This is a genomic window from Kocuria palustris, from assembly GCF_007666205.1.
Taxonomy (GTDB): Bacteria; Actinomycetota; Actinomycetes; order Actinomycetales; family Micrococcaceae; genus Kocuria; species Kocuria palustris_A.
This window is the reverse complement of sequence record NZ_VDOR01000008.1, coordinates 65072-86204: the sequence shown is the minus strand read 5'-3', so window position 1 is coordinate 86204 and position 21133 is coordinate 65072. Positions and strand designations below refer to the sequence as shown.

Sequence of the window (21133 nt, the reverse complement as noted above, 5' to 3'; positions counted from 1 at the left end):
CCTCAGTCCTCGTCCAGGATCGCCGGGACCTTGAACAGCCCGTCCTCCGCATCGGGGGCGCCGGAGAGGGCCTCCTGCGCGCTCAGGGTCTCGCCGACCACGTCCTCGCGCAGGACGTTGCGCAGCGGCAGCGGGTGGCTGGTCGCGGGGACGTCGTCACCGGCGACCTCGCTGACGGAGGCGACCGACTGCACGATCTGGCCGAGCTCGCCGGCCATCGCCTGCAGCTCGTCCTCCGTCATCTCGATATGCGCGAGTCGCGCCAGATGGGCGACCTCATCGCGACTGATCGCGGACATGCACGCTCCTTGTGCTCGTGGTTCCGTGCTCGTGGTTCGGGGGCGGCCCGCGGAGCGGCCCGCGCGGCGCGCAGGCCGGCGGTTTGCTCGACGACGCGGCCGGCTCGCCCCATCCTAGCGACAGCTCCCGACACCGGCGGCGGCCCGACCGGTCCCCCGCGCCGCCTACCCTGGACTGCGACGGCGCACGCCGCGCCGAGCCCCGCACCCACGAGCCCCTCAGGGGCAGCAGGAGGACCGCATGGCCAAGAAGGACGCCAAGCCCAAGAAGGACCGCGGCGCGGCCCGTCGTGCGAAGGCGGCCGCGCGCGGCGGCGCTCGCCCGTCGGCCGGGCCGCGCACCCCATCGCAGGATGCGGCCAATGCGTGGCGCCAGGGCATCTCGGAGGCGACCGCCGACACCGTCGACCAGATGGCCGCCCACGTGCAGACGATCGCGCTGCAGCAGCTCGAGCAGTTCGGCGGGTTCCCGGCGTTCCTGATCACGGCCCGGCGCGACGGGGAGTTCGAGCTCGACAGCGTGGAGCCCTCCGAGGCGGCCGAGACCGTCGACGAGCTCGAGCCCGACGACGCGGCCGAGCTCACGGAGCTGCACCACGCCGATGACCCGGAGGCCGCTCTGCGCGCCCTGGCGCAGCGGAAGGCCCCGGAGCTGCTCGGCGCCGCCCTGGCGCTGCCGGCCACGCTGCCCGATCGCTCCGGCGCCCCGGCGCTGGTGATCGAGATCGAGCACCGCGACGGCGTGAGCATCACCCTGGTGCAGTCCTACCGGGTCGGCGGACGCGGCGGCGCCAGGACCACCGAGCTCGACGATCCGACCGTGGAGCAGCGCGCGGCGTCCCTGCTGCGCCGCCCTCGCCCCGGCTCCGGGGACAGCGACGCGGGGCCCCGGCCCGAGACCGGGTCCGAGGCCCGATCCGAGCACCGGCCCGGATCGGCGGCCGGCGACGAGGCCGAGCGCCCGGCCGCCACCGACGCCGAGGGCTGAGTCGGCCCTCGCGCCGGCGGCCCGGGCGCGACGGCATGACAGAGCCCCCGCAGCGCGGACGCTGCGGGGGCTCTCGTCGATCAGATGCGATCAGCTGATCGCGGCTGCGCTCTCGCGCAGGGGATCCGGATCGGATCAGGCGGGGATGTCCAGCACCTGGCCGACGAAGATCAGGTTCGGGTCGGCCACGACGTCGGCGTTGGCCGCGTACAGGGTCTCCCAGTCGGTGCCGTGGGCGGTCGCGATGGTGCCCAGGGTGTCGCCCGAGACGACGGTGTAGGTACCGGCGACGGCAGCCTGCGGGGCGACCGGAGCGGCCGGGGCGGTGTACTCGACGGCCGGGGCCTGCTCGGCAGCCGGGGCGGCCGGGGCCTGCTGGACCGGAGCCTGCTCGGCGACCGGAGCGGCCGGAGCCTCGGCGACGGGGGCCTGCTGAACCGGGGCCTGCTCGGCGACCGGGGCAGCCGGGGTCTCGGCGACCGGAGCCTGCTCGGCGACCGGAGCAGCCGGGGCCTGCTCGGCGGCGGGGGCCTCGGGGGCCGGAGCCGGGGCGGCGGGCTGCTCGGCCGGGGCCTGCTCGGGAGCCGGGGCCTCGACCGACTGGGTGGAGACCTCGGTCTCGGCCTGAGCCGGGGCCTCGGCGGAGTAGCCGGAGGCGGCCGGGGTGCCGGACAGGCCCAGCTTGGCGGAGCAGTGGGGCCAGGCGCCCCAGCCCTGCTCGGCCTGGACGCGCTCGGCGACGGCGATCTGCTGCTCCTTGGAGGCGTTCTCCGGGGAGCCCGTGCCGCCGAAGCCGGCCCAGGTCTGCGGAGTGAACTGGAGGCCGCCGGAGAAGCCGTTGCCGGTGTTGGTGCTCCAGTTGCCGCCGGACTCGCACTCGGCGAGGGCGTCCCACGGGCTGGCCTGCGCGGGGGCGGCCGCACCGAGGAGGGCGACGCCGCCGAAGACGGTGGCGGTGCCGGCGACGATGGTGTTCTTGAGGTTCTTCTTCACGACAGGCTCCACGACGGTGCCGTCTACGCTCGTGCCGTCCCCGGCGTCATAGCGTCGCTGTCTTTCCGTTCCATGATGGTCGGTGTCGGATGCAGCCCTCGACAGCGATGACGGCTGACTGCATCCTGGATTTCGTGTGGCGCCCGGCATGCGAGCCGAGGCGCTGGATCGAGACCCGTGCGAGTCTCTCTCGGGGGAAGTTCGGAGATCACAGTACCGTAACGATTCGGGCTGACAAGCCCCCTGTGCTGTGATCTATGCCAATCTGGAAGTTTGGCGTCTCGGCGACCAGACATCGCCGCGCCTCTTCCGCTGCGGTCGATCCTCACGGCCGTCCGCACCCTGCCGTCCGATCCGGGGCAGCCGGTCCGGCGCGCAGAGTAACGACAGCATAACAGGAAGATCACGATCAGGTCACGACCCGCCGTTCTGGGGACAGCAGGACCGGCCGCCCACAGTGGCACCGTCGCGCCGCGCGAGCAACCGCCCAGGTCGGACCGCGCTGTCGACCGGGGGCCGCGGATCAGCGGCCGACGATGTTCCGCCGCGGCGCCCCCGATCCGGGGCGCTCAGCCCTCGGAGCCGTGGCCGGGATCATCCTGGCGGAACGGCTCGGGGCCCTCGGCCAGCAGGCGCAGGAAGCCGGCTTCGTCGAGCACGGTCACGCCCAGCGACTCGGCCTTGTCGAGCTTGGACCCGGCGGAGGCCCCGGCCACCAGGAAGTCGGTCTTCCGCGACACGGAGCCCGAGGCCTTGCCGCCGCGGGCGAGGATCGCCTCCTTGGCGGAGTCGCGGGAGTGCTGCTCGAGCGTCCCGGTCACCACGATGGTCAGTCCGTCGAGCACCTTGGGCACGGAGTCGTCGGCCTCGTCCTCCATGCGCACTCCGGCGGCGGCCCAGGACTCCACGATCTCCCGGTGCCAGTCCACCTGGAACCAGTCGATGACCTCGCGGGCGATCACGGGTCCGACCCCGTCGGTCGCGGCCAGCTCCTCCTCGCTCGCGCCCCGGATGCGGTCCATCGAGCCGAAGGCCGTGGCCAGGGACCGAGCCGCCGTGGGCCCGACGTGGCGGATCGACAGGGCCACGAGCACGCGCCACAGCGGCTGGGAGGTGGCCTTGGCGAGCTCGTCGAAGAGCTTGACGGTGTTGGCGCTGGGCTGGGACGGGTGCTTGGCGCTGCCCTTGGTCCAGAAGTACGGGACCAGCTCGGTCTCCCCGGGCCGGGCCCCCGCGCCGCGCTTCTGCCGCTCGATCCGCACGTCCTTGAGCATCCCGGCCGTGAGGTCGAAGAGCTGCGCCTCGGAGGTCAGCGGCGGCTCGGCCGGCTCCGCCGGTCGGGTCAGCGCGACGGCGGCCTCCTCCCCCAGCGCCTCGATGTCGAAGGCCCCGCGGCCGGCCGCGTGGAAGACGCGCTCCTTGAGCTGATCCGGGCAGGAGCGCGCATTGGGGCAGCGGATGTCGACGTCGCCCTCCTTGGCCGGGCGCAGCTCGGTGCCGCAGGACGGGCAGTGCTCGGGCATGACGAACTCGCGTTCGGTGCCGTCGCGCAGGGCGACCACCGGCCCGACGATCTCGGGGATGACGTCGCCGGCCTTGCGCAGCACGACCGTGTCCCCGATCAGCACGCCCTTGGCCCGCACGACGTCCTGGTTGTGCAGGGTGGCCATCTCCACGGTGGAGCCGGCGACCTGCGCCGGCTCCATGACGCCGTACGGGGTCACCCGCCCCGTGCGGCCCACGCCCACCCGGATGTCGAGCAGTCTGGTGTGGACCTCCTCGGGCGGGTACTTGTAGGCCACCGCCCAGCGGGGCGTGCGGGACGTGTGGCCGAGCTGCCGCTGGGTGGCGCGGTCGTCGACCTTGACCACGATGCCGTCGATGCCGTGGGCCAGGGAATGGCGCTTGTCGCCGTACTCGTCGATGTACGCGACGACCTGATCGATGCTGTCCAGGACGCGGGAGTAGGGGCTCACCGGGAGCCCCCAGCCCGCCATGAGGTCGTAGGCCTCCGACTGGCGGCCGAGCTCCAGGCCGTCGGCCGCGCCGATGCCGTGCACGTGCATGGACAGCGGGCGCTTGGCCGTCTCGGCGGGGTCCTTCTGCCGCAGCGAGCCGGCCGCCGCATTGCGCGGGTTGGCGAACGGCGCCTTCCCCTCCTCGACGCGCTGGGCGTTGACCGTCCGGAAGTCGTCGGTGGAGATGAAGATCTCGCCGCGGATCTCGATCTCCCTCGGGATCCCGTCGCCCTCCAGCTGCTCGGGGATGGTGGCGATCGTGGCGACGTTGTGCGTGACGTCCTCGCCGATGGCGCCGTCGCCGCGGGTGGCCGCGCGAACGAGCCGGCCGTCGCGGTACAGCAGGTTGATCGCCAGTCCGTCGATCTTGACCTCGGTGAGCCAGCGCGGCGCAGGGGCCCCGTGGAGGGCCGCGACCTGGGCCTCGGCCCGCTCGAGCCAGGTCCGCAGCTCGTCGATCGAGAAGACGTCCTCGAGGGAGTACATGCGCTCGAGGTGCCGAACGGGCGCGAAGGCCGCCGAGGCCTCGCCGCCGACCTCCTGGGTGGGAGAGTCGTTGGCCTGCAGCTCGGGGTGCAGCGACTCGATCTCCTCGAGCCGGCGGTAGTCGCGGTCGTAGTCCGCGTCCGAGATCGTGGGCGCGTCCTGCTGGTAGTACTCGATCCGGGCCTGGCGCACGCGCTCGACCAGCTCCGCGTACTCCTCCCGCAGGGCGTCGGCGGGGATCTGCTCGGCCGGCATCTGCACGGCGTCGTCGACGGGCTGCTCGGCGTCGCGGCCGGGAACTGCTGCGGTCTTCCTCTGCTGGCTCACCCGGACATTGTGGCGCACCCCTCCGACGGCGCATCGCGCCGTCGGAGGGGTGCAGTGTCCCGCTCGGCGGGGAGGGGCTGACCCCGGCTCAGACGGCGCCGCGCCCGTCCTGCGCCTGCTGCGGACGCCGGAGCCGGAGGTCGGCGTGCGGGCGGCCCTTCCGGGCATCCCACACGACGACCCGGCCGCGGCTCAGCCGCCGCCCGCGGCCGTCGCGCTGCACCGCCACGGCCGGCGTCGCCGGCAGCACCAGGGGGGCGCCGAACTCGACGTCCCACTGCAGCGGCGTCGGGGCATCGAGCATGGCCAGCGCGCGCGAGGCCGTGTACATGCCGTGGGCGATCGCGCCCTTCATGCCCAGGGCCCGGGCCGAGGCCGCGCTGAGGTGGATGGGGTTCACGTCCCCGGAGACCCCGGCATAGCGCCGGCCCGTGTCGGCGCCGAGCTGCCACCGGGCCGTGGGCATCGGCGCCTCGAAGTCGGGGCGGGCGCCCGTCGCGGCCGCCTCCTCCTCCTCCGGCAGCCGGACGCCGCGGGCCAGGTAGGTGGAGGTCCCGACCCACGCGGGCTCGGTGCCCTCGCGTCCGCGCAGCTCCACGACGACGTCGAACTGGGCTCCGGAGCGATGGGGCCGCAGGTCCTGCGCGCGCACCGCGACGCGCACGCGGTCCCCGACGTGCAGCGGCTGCTCGTGGCGCACCGAGTTCGACAGGTGCACCAGGCCGAGCAGGGGCAGCGGGAAGTCGTCGCGGGTCAGCAGCGCCATGGCCGCGGGGAACGAGACCGCGTGCAGGAACCCGCTGAAGGCCTCGACCGATCCGTCGGGCAGGGCCCGGACCGGGGCCTCGACCACCCGGCAGAACGCGCGGTGGGCCTGCTCCTCGATCGGGACGTCGTCCACGAGGACCTCGACGTCCGGCAGCTCGAGGCGCCGCGCAGCGGATCCGCTCGCCGGCCCCGCGGACCGGCGCCGCCCGGGAGCGGGCACCGGCAGCCCGCCGATCACGCGCGTCCAGGCAGTGCGCAGGGTCCGCGTGCCGGCCCCGAGCACGCTGCCCCCGGCGGCCTTGGCGTACAGCGGTCCGAGCGCGGGCATGGAGGGCAGGACCACGTGCTCGGTCCCTCCGCCGTCGGTGCGGGTGCGGCTGGTGCTCATGATCACGCCCCCACCAGGTTCTGGCCGCACACCCGCAGCGTCTGCCCGGAGATCCCGGCCGCGGCGTCGGAGAGCAGGAAGGAGATGGCCTCGGCCACGTCCACCGGCAGGCCGCCCTGCTGCAGCGAGTTCAGGCGGCGGGCCACCTGGCGGCGCGCCATGGGGATCCGGGCCGTCATCTCGGTCTCGATGAAGCCCGGGGCCACGGCATTGGCCGTGCCGCCCTTGAGTGCGAGCACCGGGGCCAGGGCCGCGACCATGCCGACGACGCCCGCCTTGGAGACCGCGTAGTTGGTCTGGCCCCGGTTGCCCGCGATGCCCGAGGTCGAGGCCAGTCCGATGACCCGCAGCCCCTGCGCCATCGGGTCCTCGAGCAGCTGCTCGGTGATCCGCAGCGGCGCCTCGATGTTGACGGCCTGCACGGAGGCGAAGCGGGCCTCGTCCATGTTCGCCAGCATCTTGTCGCGGGTGATCCCCGCGTTGTGCACGATGCCGTCGATGCGCCCGTGCCGGACCCGGCAGTGCTCCAGGATCCGCCGCCCGGCATCGGGGGCGGTGACGTCCAGCGGCAGCGACGCGGCGCCGATCGAGTTCGCCAGGGCCGCGAGCGAGTCGCCGGCGGCGGGGACGTCGATCGGGACGACCTCGGCGCCCTGGGCGTGCAGCAGGCGCGCGATCCGCTCGCCGATGCCGCGGGCGGCGCCCGTGACCACCAGGACCCGGCCCTCGAGCGGCTGCTCCCCGAGCGGCGCCGTGGACAGCGACTCCGGTCCCGCGGCGGAGGTGACGGGCAGGAACTGCCCCGACACGAAGGCGCTGCGGCCCGAGAGCAGGAAGTCGAGGCCGCCCAGGACCGACGGGGCATCGGCGGCGACGCCGTCGGCGACCACGATGCCGTTGGCGGTCGACCCGCCGCGCATCTCCTGCGCCAGCGAGCGCACCAGGCCGACGACGCCCTGGCGGGCCGCGTTGCGGCGCACCGGATCGATCGCGGCCTGATCCTCCCCGGCCGCGCCGGTCGTGGGGGCCGCCGAGACCGCCGAGCCCGCCGCCACCCCGGCGGCGGGCCGCGAGACCGCGACGATGCGCCCGGCGGCCGCGAGCCGGCGCAGCACGCCGCCGAGCTGGAGCGACGGCGCCGTGAGATCCGACGGGCCCTCCACCTCGGTGAGCACGAGGAGCACGGCCTGGACCTTGTCCGCGTCCTCGGGATCGCGGTGGACCCGGTGCCCGCGCGCGGCGAGGGCGGCGGCCAGGGCCTCGGCGTCGCCGGCTCCGGCTGCGGTGCCGAGGACCAGCACGGTGCGCGGCTGCTCCGGGGTGCCGGGCTCGTGGCGGGTCAGGGCCACGGGCGAGGGCAGCCCGAGCGCGCCGGCCACCGATCGTCCGGGGCCGGAGGAGACGACATCGAGGTAGGCGTCCTGCGACGAGCGCAGATCGGCGAGGGTGCGCGTCCAGCGCGGTGTCCTGGGCATGAGAGGGCCTTTCGGGGTGTCCTGTGAGTCGGTGCGGTGCGGAGGCGCGGCGGCGTCGAGGCGGATCGGCGTCGAGGCGGTGCTGCGCCGGCGCGGTGCGGCGTCCGTGCCGCACCGCGCTCGAGCGGATCAGTCCTGCGGCTGGGCCCGCAGCAGAGCGACCGCGCCCTGCCCGCCGGCGGCGCACACCGAGATGACGCCGGTCGTGGGCCGGCCCTCGGCGACCGCGCGGGCCTTGAGCTCCTTGGCCAGGGCCGCCACGATGCGGGTGCCGGTCGCGGCGAACGGGTGGCCGGCGGCCAGCGAGGAGCCGTTGACGTTCAGGCGGGAGCGGTCGACCGGGCCGACCGGCTCGTCGAGGCCGAGGCGCTCGCGGCAGAACTCGGCGTCCTCCCACGCGGTCAGGGTGGCCACGACGGTCGAGGCGAAGGCCTCGTGGATCTCGACGAGGTCGACCTCCTGCAGCCGGATGCCCTGGCGGGCGAGCAGGCGCGGCATGGCGCGGACCGGGGCCATGAGCAGGCCCTCGTCGCCGTCGACGAAGTCCACGGCCGCCTCCTCGACGTCGACGATCTCGGCCAGTCGGGGCAGGCCGTTCTCGCGGGCCCACTGCTCCGAGGCCAGCAGCACGGCGGAGGCCCCGTCGGTCATGGGCGTCGAGTTCCCGGCGGTCATGGTCGCATCGCCCAGGGACCGGCCGAAGACCGGCGAGAGCCCGGCGAGCTTCTCCGGGGTCGTGTCCGGACGCAGCGTCGTGTCCTTCCGGACCCCGCGGAACGGGGTCACGAGGTCGTCGAAGAAGCCGCGGTCCCACGCGGCGGCCAGGTTCCGGTGGCTCGCGGCCGCCAGCTCGTCCTGGGCCTGTCGCGTGACGCCCCACTTCTGACCCGTGATCGCCTGGGACTCGCCCATGGACAGCCCCGTGCGCGGCTCGGCCACGCCGGGGGCGACCGGGGCGAGGTCCCCGGGCCGCAGCGCGGCCAGCGCCCTGAGCCGATCCTTGGGCGTCTTGGCGTAGTTGAGCTTGAGCAGGACCCGGCGCAGGCCCTCCCCCACGACGATCGGCGCGTCGGAGGCGGAGTCGGCGCCGCCGGCGATGCCGACGTCGATCTGCCCGCAGCGGATCTTGTTGGAGATCAGCGACGTGGTCTCCATGCCCGTGGCGCAGGCCATCTGGACGTCGATGCCCGGGGTGTGCGGGTCCAGGGCCGAGCCCAGGACCGATTCGCGGACCATGTTGAAGGCCTTGGGCTGCTTGAGCACCGCGCCGCCGGCGACGGCGCCCAGGCGCCGCCCGGACAGCCCCGTGCGCGCGACCAGGCCGTCCAGCACGGCCCTGAACATCTCCTGGACGGAGACCTGGGCGTAGGGACCGCCTGCCTTCGCGAACGGGATGCGGTCACCGGCCACGACCCAGGCGGAGCGCTGGCGCGGTGCGGAGCCGCCGGACGGGCGGTCGTCGGAGGGGCGGCCGGAGGTCGCGGGGGCCGAGGCGGACTCGGGGGTGCCGGAGGCGGTCATGCGGAACTCTCCTGGGGAGTCGGTATGCGTGAGCACTCGGTGCTCCTGTGAGGGGTATCACCTTCTCCGAGAGTACCTGATACTCTCGGTATCGTGAACACATCAGCAGGACGCGGGGCCTCGGATCCCGGCGCGCAGCCCGAGCAGCAGGGCGACGGCCGCTCGCTGCGGTGGAACCGCCACCGGGAGCAGCGCCGCGTCGAGCTGCTGCGCCTGTCGGTGCAGGCGGTGGGCGAGCTGGGCCCGGGCGCCTCGATGGCGGAGATCGCCGGGGCGTGCCGGACCTCGAAGTCCGTGTTCTACCGCTACTTCCAGGACAAGGAGGGGCTGCAGCGCGAGCTGGCCTCGTTCGTCGTCGAGCGCATGGGCCGGCGCATGCGCGCGGCGGCCGCGGAGGCGCCCTCGTTCGAGGCCTCCGTCCGCGCCCTCGTGGAGCAGTACCTCTGGCAGATCCAGAGCGCGCCGCACGTCTACCGCTTCATCACCCGCGGCTCCGACGCCCATGCCGAAGGCCCCGTCGGGCGCTTCGCGCTCGCCACGGCGGAGCTGCTGATCGAGGAGCACCGCCGTCGCGCGCCCGCCCACCGCCGGCTCGAGCCCCGGATGGCCGGCTACTGGGCCGCGGGAGTGGTCGGGATGGTCCGCGGGGCGGGCGAGGCCTGGATGTCCCCGGAGCCCGCCCCCCGCGCGAGCGCCCCGCGCCCCGGCCTCGACGAGTTCGTCGAGATCGTCACCGCGTGGGTCGTGGCCGGCACCTCCCCGCCGGGAGCCGATGCCGCGGCCCAGCCGCCCCGCGCCACGGCGCCGAGCACCCGGGCGCGGCGACGAGCCCCACCCGAGCACGGCGACCCCTTCGCTTCCCACGACCCGCTCACCGCGGCCGGCCCGTCCGGCCACGAGCTCCCCCAGGAGGACAGCATGACGACCACCGCCCAGAAGCCCCGCACCGGCCGGGACGACGACCGCAGGCGCGAGGGCGAGCACGCCTTCGACCCCGCCGCCGACTCCGCCGTCGTCGACCACGACGTGCTGCGCGAGGCGATCGCCGGCCGCTGGGCCGAGCAGCGCCGCGCCGCGCGCCGCCTCGCCGCCGACCCGCGCCTGCACATCGAGCCGGGCACCCACTGGTCGGAGCACCGCGAGGCCACGTTCGACCACCTCGCGCTCCTGGCCGGCTCCGATGCCGTGCGCGCCGGGCTGCCCGTCGAGCAGGGCGGCGCGGGCGATCCGGCCGCCTACCTCTCGGGCTTCGAGGAGTTCGTGCTCGCCGATCCGTCGCTGCAGATCAAGGCGGGCGTGCAGTGGGGCCTGTTCGGCTCCGCGATCGTGAACCTCGGCACGCAGAAGCACCACGAGCGCTGGCTCGAGGACATCTGGTCGCTGCGGATCCCCGGCGCCTTCGCCATGACCGAGACGGGGCACGGCTCCGACGTCGCCTCGATCGCGACCACGGCCACCTATGATCCGGCGACCGAGGAGTTCGAGATCCACACGCCGCACCGCGGCGCGTGGAAGGACTACCTGGGCAACGCCGCGCTCAACGGCCGCGCGGCCGTCGTGTTCGCGCAGCTGATCACCGACGGCGTCGACCACGGCGTCCACGCGTTCTTCGTCCCGCTGCGCGACGACTCCGGGCAGTTCCTGCCCGGCGTCGGCGGCGAGGACGACGGGCACAAGGGCGGTCTCAACGGCGTCGACAACGGGCGCCTGCACTTCGACCGCGTCCGCGTGCCGCGGGAGAACCTGCTGGACCGCTACGGCCACGTGGCCGCCGACGGCACCTACACCTCCCCGATCGAATCCCCGGGCCGCCGCTTCTTCACGATGCTCGGGACCCTGGTCCAGGGCCGCGTCTCGCTCGACGGCGCCTCGGTCGTGGCCGCCCGCGCGGGGCTGGGCATCGCCCTGACCTACGCCTCGCAGCGTCGCCAGTTCGCCCCGGTCAAGGGCAGGGCCGAGTCCGTGCTGCTGGACTACCACCAGCACCAGCGCCGGCTCTTCCCCTACGTCGCCAAGGTCCTGGCCTCCGGATTCGCCCACGAGGAGCTGCTCGAGGCCTTCGACGGGGTCTTCTCCGGGCGCAGCGACACGGACGAGTCCCGCCAGGACCTCGAGACGATGGCCGCGGCGCTGAAGGCCTCCTCGACCCGGCTGGCCCTGGACGCCCTGCAGGAGTGCCGCGAGGCCTGCGGCGGAGCGGGCTTCCTCTCCGAGAACCGCATCCCCCTGCTGCGCGCCGACCTGGACGTCTACGCGACGTTCGAGGGCGACAACACCGTGCTGATGCAGCTCGTGGCGAAGCGCCTGCTGGGCGACTTCGCCAAGGGCCTGTCGGGCCTGCCCCCGGCCGGCAAGGCCCGCTGGGCGGCCGGCCGCGCGGCGGAGGCCACCTTCAGCCGCTCGGGCCTGCGCGGGCTGTCCCAGGTCCTGCGCGACACCGGCGATCCGCGCCGCTCGGTGAACTTCCTGCGCGACCCGGAGACCCAGCACGCCCTGCTCTCCGACCGGGTCTCCACGATGGTCGAGGAGGCCGCCGAGAACATGCGCGGGGCCGACCGCTCGGATCCCGAGGCCGCTGCCCAGGCCTTCGACCGCAATCAGCACCGGCTCATCGAGGCCGCGCGCGCCCACGCGGAGCTGCTCAAGTGGGAGGCCTTCACCCGGGCCCTCGACGAGATCGACGACGACGGCACCCGCCAGGTCATGATCTGGCTGCGCGACCTGTTCGGGCTGACCGTGATCGACGAGAACCTGGGCTGGTACCTGGCCCACGGCCGGCTCTCCCTGATGCGCGGTCGCATGATCGACGCGTACCTCCAGCGCCTGGTGGGGCGGCTGCGTCCGCACATCATGGACGTGGTGGCGGCCTTCGACTTCCCGCAGGAGCTGCTGCGCGCGAAGATCGCCACCGGCGCCGAGGCCCAGCGCCAGGAGGACGCCGCCGCATGGCGCGCCGCCCGCGACGCCGCGGGGCGCACCGCCGCCCCCGAGGGCTCCTCCGACGACGGCTCCGACGCCGCCCACCCGGGCTCCGACGAGCACACCCCCGCGCAGGCGGATCCCACGCTCGACAAGCCGATGGACCGGATGTCCTGAGGCACTGCACCGGGAGGGCCCGGCCGCGCTTCCGCGGCCGGGCCCTCCGTCTGCTCGGGGCGAGGCCCCGTCCGTCCCTGCTCGGGGCCGGGCTCCTCAGCCGCGCCGGCCGGGGCCGTCGTCGTCGAGCTCGTGACGCAGCTCGATCGGCACGAACGTCGTGGTGTCCTCGTCGGCCGGGCGGGAGCCGACGGCATCGGCGACGATCACCGTGACGTTGTCGCGGGCGCCGGTGCGCAGCGTCGCGTTGACCAGGACGTCGGCGGCCTCCTTGGGGTGGGGCACCGAGTGCACCACGCGGGCGATGTGGGCCACGGAGACCTCCCCCGTGAGCCCGTCGGAGCACAGCACGAGCCGGTCCCCGGCGTGGGCGGGCATGACCCAGACGTCGGGCTCCCAGACCTGCCCGGTGCCCAGGGCGCGGGTGATCACGTTGCGCCGGGGGTGGACCATGGCCTGGGCCGGGGTGATCTGCCCGATCGAGACCAGGTACTGGACCTCCGAGTGGTCCACGGTGATCTGCTGCAGCTCGGGCTGCGGCGCCTCCGCCGCCGGGGGGACCGGCGTCAGGCGCTCCGTGGCGGGCCCCTCGTCGAAGCCGACCTCGCTCGGGGGCACGACCCTCTCGTCCGGGATCGGGATGACCTCGGTGATGTCCACGCCGGCCTCGGTGTAGGCCGAGAACTGGTCCGTCGCGCGCTTGGAGACCGCCGCGTGGTCCGGGGCGGGGTGCTCCCCCTCGGGCCGCAGCAGCCGGTAGGTGCGCGAGTCGCCGATGTTGAAGACCACCCAGAACGGATCCTCGTCGATCTCCGCGAGCCAGGCCCCGGTGACCGTCGTGCCGGCGCGGCCGCCGAGCTCCTCCTGGATCGACCGGTCGGCCTCGTGCAGCACGGCGCGCAGCTTGCGCACCAGCTCGAGGGCATCGGCCGGGATCTCCGGATCGAGCTTCATCTCGCGCTCGATTCGGGCGCGGAAGCGGGCGACGTCCTCCGGCGGCTCGGGCTCTGCCGGGATGCGGACGCCGGTGGGGCTCCTGGAGCTGAACAGCGGCGAGCCGCCGAGGGTGCGCACGGCGAGCGCCGAGGCGATCTCGCCGGCCTCGTGGCCGCCCATGCCGTCCGCCACGGCGCACATGGTCCGGGTGACCACGAGCGAGTCCTCGTTGGTCTCCCGGTGACGACCGCGGTCGGTCGCGGCACCTGCCCTGATCACGAGCGGAGCACTCATTCGTAGTCAACTTCCAGTTGGGGACCAGGTCCGGCGGAGATCTTCACCGGTCGGACATCTCCGAACCCTCTCACGCTCTGCGGCGGCTGAGGCTTCAGGACGAATCGGTCGTCGCCGTCGAGCACGGCGGCGGTGGAGGCGTCCACGAGGACGCCCCCGGGCTCGGACAGCGCCACGAGGCGCGAGGCGAGGTTCACGGTCGGCCCGTAGAGGTCGCCCAGGCGCGGCAGCACGCGGCCCCACACGAAGCCGACGCGGGTCTGCGGCAGCTCCTGGTCCTCCTGGATCGCCCGGCGCAGGGCCAGGGCGATCAGGGCGCCGTCCTGCGGGCTCTCGGACATGTACATGACCTCGTCGCCGATGGTCTTGATGAGGCGGCCGCCGCCGGAGGCGATGACCTCGGCGCAGCGCTGCTCGAAGCGCTGCACGAGCGCGGCCAGCGTCCGCTCGTTCATCTTCCGGGACAGGGCCGTGAACGAGACCATGTCCGCGAAGCCGATCCCGCGGGCCAGCGGCAGCGAGGCCGAGGCGTCGCCGACGTCGCCCGAGCGCGGCGACCCGGCGGATCGCTCCTGGCGCATGGCCAGGCGCTGCACGGCGCCGTTGAGCTGGCGCCGCCAGGTGTAGAGCAGCAGCTCCTCCAGATCGGCCTCGATCCGCGGCAGCAGCTCGAGCAGCTCCTGGCGCGCCTCGGCGTCCGAGTAGCCCCCGTGCATCACGAGATCCTCCACGATCGCCTCGACCTGCCAGACCACCATGCGGTCGCTCATCTGGGCCATGGCCCGCATCAGCGACAGCGCCGCCTCCTCGGTGATCAGCTCGCCCTCGACCATCCCGGAGATCCGCCGCAGGGCGCTGCTGTCGCGCTCCGTGAAGAAGACCTCGTCGGCGCTCATGTTCGGCAGGCCCATGGCGCGCCAGATCTTGCGGGCGTTGAGGATGCCCAGGCCGCCCGCATGGGCGGCCTCCTTGCGGTTCATCGTCCGCTCGCCGCCGAGCAGCCGGTGCTCGAGGCGGTGGAAGGCCTCGCGGGCCTCCGGGGAGCCGTAGACGTCGGCCTGGACCGGGTTGTGCCGATTGAGGTTGATGGCCGCCGTCTGGGGCCCGACCTGCGGGTCCTCGGCGATCCGGGACATGGGCCCCTCGCCCTCCCGGGCATCGGCCGAGGTCTCCTGCGCCGCTCCGGCCGAGGACCGGTCCGAGGCATCGACCCCTTGCCCGGACGGGGCGTCGCCGGAGCCGGCCCGCCCCACGACGGGCAGCTCGCGCGTGGTGGCCGCCGGCGCGCGGTGACGACGGCTGCTCCCCGGGCCGCCCTCGCGGCCGGACCTCGCGGATCCGGATCCGGTCTCGTCGTGGGCATGGCGGGAGGCCCCGCGGGACCGGGCCGTCGATCCGCGCAGACGCGACAGCCAGCCGTCCTGGCCCGGCTGCGAAGGATCGCGCTCGGTCATGCTGCGTTCCCTCCGATCGTGGTCCGGGCGCATCCGCCCGGCGGCGCCGCGGGCGGGAGCCGCCGCGCGCCCGGCCTCGTCCTGCGGGAGCCGGCCGTCACCAGCCTGCCCCCGCCGAAGACGGCCCGGCGGGAGGATACCCGTCGACGGACCGAGGGCTCCAGCCGGGAGCCGGCCCCGTGTCCCCCATGCCCTGCCGACGGCGGAAGCGCGCCGACTTGTCGTCGATCAGCCGGGCGAAGTCCTGGACGCTCGGCGAGTGGTTCAGGCGCAGGATCCCGGCCTGGCCGAAGTCCGCGCTCAGCGTCCCGACCCCCGCCCGGCCCAGGGGCCCGCGGGCGGTGCGGCCGTCCACGCGCACGAGCCAGGCCAGCGGGATGCGCACTCCCCCGGTGGGGGCCGTGGGCCCCAGCAGCATGAGGCGCTGGTCCGTGAGCACGAAGCGCGTGCGGGCCCAGCGGATCACAGGACGCAGCACGCCCAGCAGCAGCGCCAGGAGCAGGGCGAGCAGCAGGGCCCAGCCCACGACCTGGTGGATCGTGGTCCACGGCGCCTCGAGCGGGCGCCAGCGGACCTCGAGCGCGCGCTGCAGGAGCGAGTGCAGGAACACCGAGACCAGCAGCACGGCCAGGGGCCGCCACAGCCGGCTGGGGTGGGCCCGCGTGGACACGACGACCTGCTCGCCGGGATCGAGCTGCAGCCGCGAGCTCATGCGCCGGCCCCCTGAGCGGCCGGGCGCAGGTGGACGACGTCCCCCGCCGAGACCGCCGTGCGCCGCGCGCCGTCGTCGATGATCAGCGAGCCGCGGGCGTCCAGGCCCGCGGCGATCCCCTCCAGCGGCGGGCGGTCCCCGGGCAGATCCGCCCTGACCCGCTGCCCGAGCGTGGCCATGAGCGGCTCGATGCGCGCGCGCAGGTCGCCGCCGTCCTCGGTCAGCGCCGCGGGCTCCGCCGTGAACACGCGGTACAGGCCGGTGAAGCGCTCGGCGATCTCCACGAGCAGCCGGCCCCGCGTGGCCTCCGAGCCCTGGGCGCGCACGCTCGCCGCCCCCTCGGGGGCGTCCTCGACATTGAGCCCCGCGCCCAGCACCAGGGCGGGGGCGATACCGTCGTGGACCACCAGGGAGGCCAGCAGGCCGCAGATCTTGCGGGGGCCGCCGGCGGTGTCGACGAGCACGTCGTTGGGCCACTTCAGGGTGGCCGGGACGTCCTGCGCCCGCAGCGTCTCGGCCACCGCCGCGGCCAGCAGGACCGTGAGCCACGGGAAGTGCTGGGTCGCCAGGGGCCGCGGCGCCTCGGCCGAGCCCTGCGTCGGGCGCAGCAGCAGGGAGAAGGTCAGGGCGTCCCCGGGCTGCGTGACCCAGACGCGGTCCAGCCGCCCGCGGCCCGCCGACTGGTGCTCGGCGGCCAGGAGGCTCAGATCCGGCAGCGGCCGACCCCTGCGGGCCGCCGCCTGCGCGCGGGCCACGAGCTCGTCGTTCGTGGAGGGGATCTGCTCGAGGACCTCCAGATCGGCGCGCAGCACCTCCGCCAGGCGGTCGCGCTGCGCGTCGTCGAGCAGCGGCTCGGCGGCGCGCTCGCGCGGGGTGCCGGTGGGGGTCATGATCGCTCCTGTCTCGGTCGTCCCGGGGCGGCGCCCCTCAGGGCATCGCGACGCCGCCGGGACGACATCCTCCGCGCGGGGGCGCGGACCGTCGGATCAGCCCGCTATGTTCATTCCATCCACACTAGTAGTCGGCCTCCCCCGGCGCCTGCAGGTGACATCCCGGGAATCCGCTGACTGCCGGTCGCGGCCGAGCACCGGTTCGAGAGAGGTCCAGCATGTCGATCATCGCGGTCACCTACGTCTACGGCGGGGATCCCCAGGCCCTGGCCGAGCACCGGCCCCGCCATCGCGAGTTCCTGCGGGAGCTGCACGAGGCCGGATCGGTGATCGCCACCGGCCCGTTCGACGACGAGCTCCCGGCCGGCGCGCTGCTGCTCCTGCGCGCCGAGAGCCCCGAGGAGGCGCTCGCGCGCCTCGAGGCCGACCCGCTGCTCGAGGTCGGCGTGATCACCGAGCGCACCGCCCGGCCGTGGAAGGTCGTGCTCGGCGAGCTCGCCTGAGCCTCCCCCGCCGCGATCTTGTAGGTCCTCCACAACGGCAGCCCCGCGGGCCGTCCCTAGACTGACCTGCATCACACCGCCCGCATCGGCGCCGTCGCGACGGCCCCGATCCATCAGCACGGCGCCACCGCGCCCCGACGACCTCTGAGGTGCCATGAGCCACGACCTGTCCACGACCGCGGGGAAGATCGCGGACTTCCGCGAGCGCAGGCAGCATTCCCTCGCCCCGGCCGGGGAGGCCGCGCTCGACAAGCAGCGCGCCCGTGGCAAGGGCACGGCGCGCGAGCGCGTGGAGCAGCTGCTGGACCCGGGCTCGTTCGTCGAGTTCGACGCCCTGCGCGAGCACCGCAGCACCTCGTTCGGCATGGAGTCCAAGAAGCTGCCCGGCGACGGCGTGGTCACCGGCTACGGAACGGTCGACGGGCGGCAGGTGGCCGTCTACTCCCAGGACTTCACGGTGCTGGGCGGCTCCCTGTCGGAGGCCAACGGCGAGAAGATCGTCAAGGTCCAGAAGTTCGCCCTGAAGAACGGCTGCCCCCTGATCGGCATCAACGACGGCGGCGGCGCGCGCATCCAGGAGGGCGTGGCCTCGCTGGCCATGTTCGCGGACATCTTCAACATGAACGTCCGCGCCTCGGGGGTCATCCCGCAGATCTCGCTGATCATGGGCCCGTGCGCCGGCGGGGCGGCCTACTCCCCCGCGCTGACCGACTACATCATCATGGTCGACCAGACCTCCCACATGTTCATCACCGGGCCCGACGTCATCAGGACCGTCACGGGCGAATCGGTGGACATGGAGTCGCTGGGCGGGGCCCGGCAGCACAACGAGGTCACCGGCACGGCCACCTACCTGGCCGAGGACGAGACCGACGCCCTCGACTTCCTGCGCGAGCTGCTCGAGTTCCTGCCCTCCAACAACCTGGCCGAGGCGCCGCTGCTCGATCACGACCAGGATCCCGAGCCCACGCCGGAGGACCTCGCCCTCGACGAGCTGATCCCCGACTCCGCGAACCAGCCCTACGACATGCGCGACGTCATCGCGGCCGTCGTCGACGACGGGCACTTCCTGGAGATGCAGGAGCTGTACGCGCCGTCGGTGCTGATCGGCTACGCGCGCGTCGAGGGCCACACGATCGGCATCGTGGCCAATCAGCCCATGCAGTTCGCCGGGACCCTGGACATCGCGGCCTCGGAGAAGGCGGCGCGCTTCGTGCGCCACTGCGATGCGTTCAACATCCCGATCCTCACCCTCGTGGACGTCCCCGGCTTCCTGCCGGGCACGGACCAGGAGTTCAACGGCATCATCCGCCGCGGCGCCAAGCTGATCTACGCCTACGCCGAGGCCACGGTCCCGCTGATCACCGTGATCACGCGCAAGGCCTACGGCGGCGCCTACATCGTGATGGGCTCCAAGAAGCTCGGCGCGGACATCAACCTGGCCTGGCCCACCGCGCAGATCGGCGTGATGGGCGCCCAGGGCGCCGTCGAGATCCTCTACCGGCGCGACCTCAGGGCCGCGGCCGATGCCGGCGAGGACGTCGAGGCCGAGCGCCAGGAGCTCATCGCGCAGTACGAGGAGCACCTGCTCAACCCGTACCAGGCGACTCAGCTCGGCTACGTGGACGCGGTGATCGCTCCGTCGGAGACCCGCGACCAGATCGTCCGGGGGCTGCGGGGCCTGCGCGACAAGCGCGCCTCGACCCCGGCCAAGAAGCACGGGAACATCCCGCTGTGAGCGCCGCGCAGACCACCCCCGGCGCAGCCGGGCAGGACGGCGCCGCCGGGCAGGACGGCGCCGCCGGGCAGGACGAGCAGCAGGCCCCGACCGTGCGCTTCCTGCACGGCAGTCCGACGCCCGAGGAGATCGCGGCGGTCACCGCCGTGCTGGTCTCGGCCACGGCCGAGACCGAGTCCGCCGCCTCCGGCAGCACCGGACGGCGCGCCCAGAACCGCCGCGCCCGGCTGGGGCTGCGCCTGCGCCCCGGCCTGGGGGCCTGGCGCCGCACGCTGCCCTTCCGCTGAGCGGGCCGTCGTCTCCCCGCGGCGGACCTAGACTCGCCCGTATGGTCGCCACCCCGTCGAGCACCCCGTCCGAACGCGCTGCAGAGGACCCGGCTCCGGGACCGGGGCGGCAGAGGACCGGGGACGCGCACCGGGAGCCCACGGCGCTGGACGCGATCGCCGACGCCTACTTCCGCGCCAAGCTGCGCCTGGACCCCGCCTGGGCCATCGAGCTCGGCGCGCCCGATCACGGCTGGGGCTACCGCGACTGGAGCCCCGCCGGGCTCGAGGCCGAGCACGAGGTCACCCGCTCCGCGGCCGCCGAGCTGGCCCGTGCCGTGCCCGCCGACGACGTCGACCGCGTCACGGCGCACGCCCTGGGCGCGCAGCTCTCCCTCGAGACGCGGCTGCACGAGGCCGGTCTGGCCGGGCCGCGCATCGACAACATCTCCTCGCCCGTGCAGAAGATCCGCGAGGCCTTCGACAACCTGCCCAAGTACACCGAGCAGGACTGGGAGGTGATCGAGCGCCAGCTGCGCTGCGTGCCCGAGGCCGTCGACTCCGCGATCCGGGGCCTGCGCCACCGGCAGGAGCACGGACCGGTCACCGCCTCCGCGCAGCTGGCCAATGCGGCCCGCCAGGCGGCCGGCTACGCCGGGCCGGAGGGCTCCTTCATGAACCTCTCCCGGTCCTCCCGCGTGACCCAGCTCCCGGCGGCGCTGCGCGAGGACGTCTACGAGGGCGTGGGCCTGGCCCGCGAGGCCTACGCGCGCTTCGCGGCCGAGCTGCGGGCCCTGGCCCCCGAGGCCCCCGCGCAGATGGCGGTCGGCGCCGACGAGTACCGGCTGCGGCTGCAGCAGTTCACCGGGCTGCGGCCCGATCTGGCCCAGACGTACGAGTGGGGCGTGGACCTGCTGCAGGGCATCGTCGCCGAGATGAACGAGACGGCGCAGCGGATCCTGCCGGACCACGCCGGACCCGATCGCATCCGAGCGGCCATGTCGGCCCTGGACGAGGACCCCCACCGTCAGCTGCGCGGGCGCCACCAGCTGCTCACCTGGATGCAGGGCGTGACCGAGCACGCGCTCGATGCCCTGTCCGGCACGCACTTCGACATCACGGACCGGATGCGCCGGATCGAGTGCCGCATCGCCCCGACCTCCGACGGCGGGATCTACTACACGCCGCCGTCGTCGGACTTCCGCCGCCCGGGGCGGATGTGGTGGTCGGTGCCCGAGGGCAAGGAGGTCTTCCGCACCTGGGGCGAGCGCACGACCGTCTACCACGAGGGAGTCCCGGGCCATCACCTGCAGTTCTCCCACGTCGCCGCCCACGGCGATCACCTGAACCTGTGGCGGCGGCTGGGCCTGTGGGTCTCGGGCCACGGCGAGGGCTGGGCGCTGTACGCAGAGCGGCTGATGGGGGAGCTCGGCTTCTTCCAGGACGACGGGGACCGCATGGGGATGCTCAATGCGCAGCGCATGCGCGCGGCCCGGGTCGTCTTCGACATCGGCTTCCACTGCGGGTACGAGATCCCGCAGCGGCTGGGCGAGGTCCTCGGGGCGGCCGAGCCGGGCAGGGTCTGGAACCCGCAGGACGGCTGGGAGTTCCTGCGCGCCAACATCGTGATGGACCCGGACAGCCTGCGCTACGAGTGGATGCGCTACATGGGCTGGCCGGGCCAGGCGCCCTCGTACTCGCTGGGCCAGCGGGCCTGGGAGCGGGCCCGCCACCATGCCGCGGCCCGGGCCGGCGGGGGCTTCGACCTGCCCGCCTTCCACTCCCGGGCCCTGGGCCTGGGCTCCGTGGGGCTCGAGACCCTCGACTACGCCCTGGGTCTGCCCGACAACTGAGCCCGTATACAACATCCGGAAGGCCGTGGTCGATTCCGCGGCGGCGCGGTGGCGCTTCTCACCGCGAAAGAGCGTCACGAAGCGTCATCTTCCCTCGTGCTCGCCGATGAGGCGGGCCTAGCCTTCTG

General features: G+C 74.2%; 16 protein-coding genes and 1 pseudogene. 7 read left to right on the top strand and 10 right to left on the bottom strand.

The features are described from left to right. Positions 1-2 precede the first annotated feature (2 nt). Positions 3-299, bottom strand: coding sequence for an Asp-tRNA(Asn)/Glu-tRNA(Gln) amidotransferase subunit GatC (gatC, locus tag FSY66_RS08915; RefSeq protein ID WP_144793886.1), 297 nt, complete (start codon positions 297-299; stop codon positions 3-5). 241 nt (positions 300-540) lie between these two features. On the opposite strand from gatC, the gene FSY66_RS08910 reads away from it, so the two are divergent. Beyond that, positions 541-1287, top strand: coding sequence for a hypothetical protein (locus FSY66_RS08910; RefSeq protein WP_144793882.1), 747 nt, complete (start codon positions 541-543; stop codon positions 1285-1287). 135 nt (positions 1288-1422) lie between these two features. Here FSY66_RS08910 and FSY66_RS08905 read toward each other — a convergent pair whose 3' ends face one another. The 5 genes from FSY66_RS08905 to FSY66_RS08885 all read right to left on the bottom strand — a co-directional run bounded on the left by FSY66_RS08905 (position 1423) and on the right by FSY66_RS08885 (position 9263). Beyond that, positions 1423-2280, bottom strand: a complete 858-nt coding sequence (locus tag FSY66_RS08905; RefSeq protein WP_260853608.1) for a LysM peptidoglycan-binding domain-containing protein — start codon at positions 2278-2280, stop codon at positions 1423-1425. A 569-nt stretch (positions 2281-2849) separates the two neighbouring features. Next, complete coding sequence (ligA, locus tag FSY66_RS08900; protein ID WP_144793973.1) at positions 2850-5039, bottom strand: NAD-dependent DNA ligase LigA; 2190 nt, start codon at positions 5037-5039, stop codon at positions 2850-2852. 160 nt (positions 5040-5199) lie between these two features. Next, positions 5200-6267 carry a MaoC/PaaZ C-terminal domain-containing protein gene (locus FSY66_RS08895; RefSeq protein WP_144793876.1) on the bottom strand — a complete coding sequence of 356 codons (1068 nt, stop codon included), beginning with the start codon at positions 6265-6267 and terminating at the stop codon, positions 5200-5202. A 2-nt stretch (positions 6268-6269) separates the two neighbouring features. Beyond that, positions 6270-7742 carry a 3-oxoacyl-ACP reductase gene (locus FSY66_RS08890; RefSeq protein WP_144793871.1) on the bottom strand — a complete coding sequence of 491 codons (1473 nt, stop codon included), beginning with the start codon at positions 7740-7742 and terminating at the stop codon, positions 6270-6272. A 129-nt stretch (positions 7743-7871) separates the two neighbouring features. After that, on the bottom strand, positions 7872-9263 hold the full coding sequence (locus tag FSY66_RS08885; RefSeq protein WP_144793868.1) for an acetyl-CoA C-acetyltransferase: 1392 nt from the start codon (positions 9261-9263) through the stop codon (positions 7872-7874). A gap of 255 nt (positions 9264-9518) precedes the next feature. Between FSY66_RS08885 and FSY66_RS12885 the strand changes: the two are divergent. Together FSY66_RS12885 and FSY66_RS08880 are read left to right on the top strand one after the other, a co-directional pair. Continuing rightward, positions 9519-9944, top strand: a pseudogene (locus FSY66_RS12885) (TetR/AcrR family transcriptional regulator); the annotation flags it as partial. A gap of 237 nt (positions 9945-10181) precedes the next feature. Beyond that, positions 10182-12359: an acyl-CoA dehydrogenase family protein gene (locus FSY66_RS08880; protein WP_260853611.1), complete on the top strand. Its 2178-nt coding sequence runs from the start codon at positions 10182-10184 to the stop codon at positions 12357-12359. A 96-nt stretch (positions 12360-12455) separates the two neighbouring features. Here FSY66_RS08880 and FSY66_RS08875 read toward each other — a convergent pair whose 3' ends face one another. The 4 genes from FSY66_RS08875 to FSY66_RS08860 all read right to left on the bottom strand — a co-directional run bounded on the left by FSY66_RS08875 (position 12456) and on the right by FSY66_RS08860 (position 16645). After that, positions 12456-13589, bottom strand: a complete 1134-nt coding sequence (locus FSY66_RS08875) for a PP2C family protein-serine/threonine phosphatase (RefSeq protein WP_144793861.1) — start codon at positions 13587-13589, stop codon at positions 12456-12458. Continuing rightward, on the bottom strand, positions 13586-15043 hold the full coding sequence (locus FSY66_RS08870) for an adenylate/guanylate cyclase domain-containing protein (protein WP_144793858.1): 1458 nt from the start codon (positions 15041-15043) through the stop codon (positions 13586-13588). The genes FSY66_RS08875 and FSY66_RS08870 overlap by 4 nt, the downstream gene beginning before the upstream one ends. Before the next feature lie 97 nt (positions 15044-15140). Further along, positions 15141-15755, bottom strand: coding sequence for a hypothetical protein (locus tag FSY66_RS08865; protein ID WP_144793855.1), 615 nt, complete (start codon positions 15753-15755; stop codon positions 15141-15143). Next, positions 15752-16645: a biotin--[acetyl-CoA-carboxylase] ligase gene (locus tag FSY66_RS08860; RefSeq protein WP_144793852.1), complete on the bottom strand. Its 894-nt coding sequence runs from the start codon at positions 16643-16645 to the stop codon at positions 15752-15754. Before FSY66_RS08860 ends, FSY66_RS08865 begins: the two co-directional genes overlap by 4 nt. A gap of 218 nt (positions 16646-16863) precedes the next feature. On the opposite strand from FSY66_RS08860, the gene FSY66_RS08855 reads away from it, so the two are divergent. The 4 genes from FSY66_RS08855 (at position 16864) to FSY66_RS08840 (ending at position 21005) form a co-directional block, all read left to right on the top strand. Next, positions 16864-17148 carry a YciI family protein gene (locus tag FSY66_RS08855; RefSeq protein ID WP_144793849.1) on the top strand — a complete coding sequence of 95 codons (285 nt, stop codon included), beginning with the start codon at positions 16864-16866 and terminating at the stop codon, positions 17146-17148. A gap of 154 nt (positions 17149-17302) precedes the next feature. Then, positions 17303-18886: an acyl-CoA carboxylase subunit beta gene (locus FSY66_RS08850; RefSeq protein ID WP_144793846.1), complete on the top strand. Its 1584-nt coding sequence runs from the start codon at positions 17303-17305 to the stop codon at positions 18884-18886. Next, complete coding sequence (locus FSY66_RS08845; protein WP_144793844.1) at positions 18883-19173, top strand: acyl-CoA carboxylase subunit epsilon; 291 nt, start codon at positions 18883-18885, stop codon at positions 19171-19173. The genes FSY66_RS08850 and FSY66_RS08845 overlap by 4 nt, the downstream gene beginning before the upstream one ends. Positions 19174-19214: 41 nt before the next feature. Continuing rightward, complete coding sequence (locus tag FSY66_RS08840) at positions 19215-21005, top strand: DUF885 domain-containing protein (RefSeq protein ID WP_144793841.1); 1791 nt, start codon at positions 19215-19217, stop codon at positions 21003-21005. Positions 21006-21133: the final 128 nt, after the last annotated feature.